This is a genomic window from Streptomyces niveiscabiei, from assembly GCF_001419795.1.
Taxonomy (GTDB): domain Bacteria; phylum Actinomycetota; class Actinomycetes; order Streptomycetales; family Streptomycetaceae; genus Streptomyces; species Streptomyces niveiscabiei.
Window position 1 is genome coordinate 1 of sequence record NZ_LIRL01000263.1, and the last position, 4,245, is coordinate 4,245.

The window sequence follows — 4,245 nt, forward strand, 5'->3', positions numbered from 1 at the left end:
CCCTAGGATTGGCCCCAAACCACACACACTCACCCCAGAGGAACGCTGCATGCCTGGCATTACGCGCGAGGAGGTCGCCCACCTCGCCCGGCTGGCGCGTCTGGAGCTGGAGAGCGAAGAGCTGGATCACTTCGCGGGACAGCTGGACGACATCATCGGCGCGGTCGCACGCGTCAGTGAGGTCGCTGATCAAGACGTACCCCCGACCTCGCACCCGCTGCCGCTGACGAACGTCATGCGGGCGGACGAGGTCCGTCCCTCGCTCACCCCCGTGCAGGCGCTCTCGGGCGCCCCGGCCCAGGAGCAGCAGCGTTTCAAGGTGCCGCAGATCCTGGGGGAGGACTAGACAGTGACGGACATCATCAAGCTGACGGCCGCTGAGACGGCCGAGAAGATCGCGTCCGGCGAACTCACCGCCGTACAGGTCACCGAAGCGCATCTCGCGCGGATCGAGGCGGTCGACGNNCCTTCCTGCACGTCGACCGCGAGGGCGCGCTGAAGCAGGCGCGCGCGGTCGACGAGAAGCGGGCCAACGGCGAGAAGCTGGGCCCCCTCGCGGGTGTCCCGCTCGCGCTGAAGGACATCTTCACGACCGAGGGGATCCCGACGACCGTAGGGTCGAAGATCCTTGAGGGGTGGATCCCGCCGTACGACGCGACGCTCACGAAGCGGCTGAAGGCCGCCGACGTCGTCATCCTCGGCAAGACCAACATGGACGAGTTCGCCATGGGGTCGAGCACGGAGAACAGCGCGTACGGCCCGACCGGCAACCCCTGGGACCTGACGAAGATCCCCGGCGGCTCCGGCGGCGGCTCCAGCGCCGCGCTCGCCGCGCACATGGCGCCCCTCGCGATCGGCACGGACACCGGCGGCTCGATCCGCCAGCCCGCGGCCGTCACCGGCACGGTCGGCGTGAAGCCGACGTACGGCGCGGTCTCCCGCTACGGCATGGTCGCGTTCTCCTCCTCCCTGGACCAGGGCGGCCCGTGCGCGCGCACGGTGCTCGACGCGGCGCTGCTGCACGAGGTGATCGCCGGCCACGACCCGCTGGACTCGACGTCGATCGACGCGCCGGTCCCGCCGGTCGTCGAGGCGGCCCGCAACGGCAGCGTCGCCGGGATGCGCGTCGGCGTGGTCAAGCAGTTCCGCGGCGAGGGCTACCAGGCGGGCGTCCTCCAGCGCTTCGACGAGTCGGTGACGATGCTCAAGGAGCTCGGCGCCGAGATCGTCGAGCTGGACTGCCCGAGCTTCGACCTCGCGCTGTCGGCGTACTACCTGATCGCGCCGTCCGAGTGCTCCTCCAACCTCGCCCGCTTCGACGGCCTGCGCTACGGCCGCCGCACCGGCGACGACGGCACGCACTCGGCGGAGGAGGTCACCTCGATCACCCGCGCCGACGGCTTCGGCCCGGAGGTCAAGCGCCGGATCATCCTCGGCACGTACGCGCTCAGCAGCGGCTACTACGACGCGTACTACGGCTCAGCGCAGAAGGTCCGCACGCTGATCACCCGGGACTTCGAGAAGGCGTTCGAGCGGGTCGACGTCATCGTCTCCCCGACGACGCCGACCACCGCCTTCGCGATCGGCGAGCGCGCCGACGACCCGATGGCGATGTACCTGGCCGACCTGTGCACGATCCCGACGAACCTCGCGGGCAACGCGGCGATGTCCCTGCCGTGCGGCCTCGCCCCGGAGGACGGCCTCCCCGTCGGCCTCCAGATCATCGCTCCCGCGCTGAAGGACGACCGTCTGTACAAGGTCGGGGCCGCCGTAGAGGCCGCCTTCGTGGAAAAGTGGGGACACCCGCTCCTGGAGGAGGCTCCGTCGCTGTGAGCAACGCACTGTCGAAGGCCAAGGGCTTCAAGAAGTCCAAGTCCGGTACGTACGTGTCCATCGCCACCACCGCGTTCGGCGCGTTCGGTGTCGCCAAGCAGATCAAGAAGGCCCGCGCCGAGCAGGACACCCTGCGCCTGATCGACGCCACCGTCTCCGCGGTCGCGATCGTCACCGGCCTCGCCATCCTGTACCGCGAGCTGAAGCGGCTGGGCGACGACGACGTCCTGCTGGGCTGAGAGGGAAGTTTTCACCGTGACCACCACGACCGACCTGGTGTCGTACGAGGACGCTCTCGCGTCGTACGACCCCGTCATGGGCCTTGAGGTCCATGTCGAACTCGGCACCAAGACCAAGATGTTCTGCGGCTGTTCGACCGCCCTCGGGCAGGACGCGAACACCCAGACCTGCCCGGTCTGCCTCGGCCTGCCCGGCGCGCTCCCGGTCGTCAACGCGACCGGCGTCGAGTCCGCGATCAAGATCGGCCTCGCGCTGAACTGCGAGATCGCCGAGTGGTGCCGCTTCGCCCGGAAGAACTACTTCTATCCGGACATGCCGAAGAACTTCCAGACCTCCCAGTACGACGAGCCGATCGCCTTCAACGGCTACCTGGACGTCCAGCTGGAGGACGGCGAGACCTTCCGCGTGCAGATCGAGCGCGCGCACATGGAGGAGGACACCGGCAAGTCGACGCACGTCGGCGGCGCCACCGGCCGTATCCACGGCGCGTCCCACTCCCTGCTCGACTACAACCGCGCCGGCATCCCCCTCATCGAGATCGTCACCAAGCCGATCGAGGGCGCAGGCGAGCGGGCCCCCGAGGTCGCGCGCGCGTACGTCCGTGAGCTGCGCGAGCTGATCAAGGCGCTCGGCGTCTCCGAGGCCCGCATGGAGATGGGCCAGATGCGCTGCGACGTCAACCTGTCGCTGCGCCCGCACGGCCGGGAGAAGTTCGGCACCCGCAGCGAGACGAAGAACGTCAACTCGCTGCGGTCCGTCGAGCGCGCGGCCCGCTTCGAGATCATGCGGCACGCGGCGGTCCTGAACGCGGGCGGCACGATCATCCAGGAGACCCGGCACTTCCACGAGGACACCGGGTCGACGACCTCGGGCCGCGTGAAGGAAGAGGCCGAGGACTACCGGTACTTCCCGGAGCCCGACCTCGTCCCCGTCGCGCCCTCGCGCGAGTGGGTCGAGGAACTCCGTACGGGGCTCCCGGAGTTGCCGCTCGCCCGCCGCAACCGGCTGCTCGCCGAGTGGGGCATCACCGGCACCGAGATGCAGGCGATCCTCAACGCCGGCGCCCTCGACCCGATCGTCGCGACGATCGACGCCGGCGCGGACGCGGCCTCCGCCCGCAAGTGGTGGATGGGCGAGCTGGCCCGCAGCGCCAACGAGTCCCAGGTCTCCCTGGACGAGCTGGCGATCACGCCGGTCCAGGTCGCCCGGGTCTCCGAACTCGTCACCAAGGGCGACCTGAACGACAAGTTGGCCCGGCAGGTCATCGAGGGCGTCCTCGCGGGCGAAGGCACCCCGGACGAGGTCGTCGACAAGCGGGGCCTCAAGGTCGTCTCCGACGACGGCGCGCTCAACAAGGCCGTCGAGGACGCGATCGCGGGCAACCCCGGCATCGCCGACAAGATCCGCGGCGGCAAGGTCGCGGCGGCCGGTGCGCTCGTGGGCGCGGTCATGAAGGCGACCCGGGGCCAGGCGGACGCGGCTCGCGTCAAGGAGCTGATCCTGGAGCAGCTGGGTGTGACGGAGGGCTGAATCCCCACGTCCTGAAGGGGGTTGGCGCGGCGACGCGTCAACCCCCTTTCCCTGTTGAGTGATACGGGGGACCGGGACCGTACTGCTCACCGTGAGCGTTCACGAGAACGTTCACGCGACGCCTCTCAGGACGGTGCGCTACGCTCCCGCGCCGTGAGGACCGACACCCGGGACGAGACCGACGTGACGACGATCCACCCCATGAACAACGCCACCGCCGGGGACGCGGAGGACGACGACATGGACCCAGTCGAAGACGCCCGCCGGGCCCGCTGGACGGCCACCGGCACCGGCGTCCTGCTCACCCTCGCCGGTCTCGCCGCCGCCCTCCTGCGGATCGGCGGCGCAAACCCGGCCCTCGTCCCGGCCGCGTTCGCGACAGGCGCCGCGATCTGCGGCTCCGCCGCGTTCCTCGGGGCCCGGGGGCACACCCGGCGCGCTCTGTGGCTGCTGGTCCTCGGCGTCATGGTGATGGCGTTCGGGGACCAGGCACACTGACGGGAACCCGAACCGTCTCCTCGGGCACCGGCTCTCCGGCCGATGCCTCCCCGGCCACCCTCTCCCCGGCCGCCCTCTCCCTGGCCACCGCCTCCTCGGCCACAGGCTCGCCGGCCACCCTTGCTTTGGCCGCCGCCTCCCCGG

General features: G+C 70.3%; 4 protein-coding genes and 1 pseudogene. All 5 read left to right on the top strand.

What is annotated here, in order from left to right:
- Window positions 1-49 precede the first annotated feature (49 nt).
- The 5 genes and pseudogenes from gatC to AOK24_RS14055 all read left to right on the top strand — a co-directional run bounded on the left by gatC (window position 50) and on the right by AOK24_RS14055 (window position 4,101).
- The gene (gene gatC, locus AOK24_RS14035; protein ID WP_010356882.1) at window positions 50-346 is read left to right on the top strand and encodes an Asp-tRNA(Asn)/Glu-tRNA(Gln) amidotransferase subunit GatC; all 297 of its coding nucleotides are present in this window, start codon (window positions 50-52) and stop codon (window positions 344-346) included.
- A gap of 120 nt (window positions 347-466) precedes the next feature.
- Window positions 467-1,833, top strand: a pseudogene (gene gatA, locus AOK24_RS14040) (Asp-tRNA(Asn)/Glu-tRNA(Gln) amidotransferase subunit GatA); the annotation flags it as partial.
- On the top strand, window positions 1,830-2,072 hold the full coding sequence (locus tag AOK24_RS14045; protein WP_010356884.1) for a hypothetical protein: 243 nt from the start codon (window positions 1,830-1,832) through the stop codon (window positions 2,070-2,072). The pseudogene gatA and the gene AOK24_RS14045, both read left to right, overlap by 4 nt.
- Window positions 2,073-2,088: 16 nt before the next feature.
- Complete coding sequence (gene gatB / locus AOK24_RS14050; protein ID WP_055720398.1) at window positions 2,089-3,603, top strand: Asp-tRNA(Asn)/Glu-tRNA(Gln) amidotransferase subunit GatB; 1,515 nt, start codon at window positions 2,089-2,091, stop codon at window positions 3,601-3,603.
- Window positions 3,604-3,804: 201 nt separating this feature from the next.
- Entirely contained in the window at window positions 3,805-4,101 is a 297-nt protein-coding gene (locus AOK24_RS14055) for a hypothetical protein (protein WP_055720399.1), read from the top strand.
- The last annotated feature ends 144 nt before the right edge of the window (window positions 4,102-4,245 follow it).

Bases quoted from the DNA above. Each gene is read 5' to 3' on its own strand.
- gatC (WP_010356882.1), top strand. From the start codon at position 50: ATGCCTGGCATTACGCGCGAGGAGGTCGCCCACCTCGCCCGGCTGGCG.
- AOK24_RS14055 (WP_055720399.1), top strand. From the start codon at position 3,805: ATGAACAACGCCACCGCCGGGGACGCGGAGGACGACGACATGGACCCA.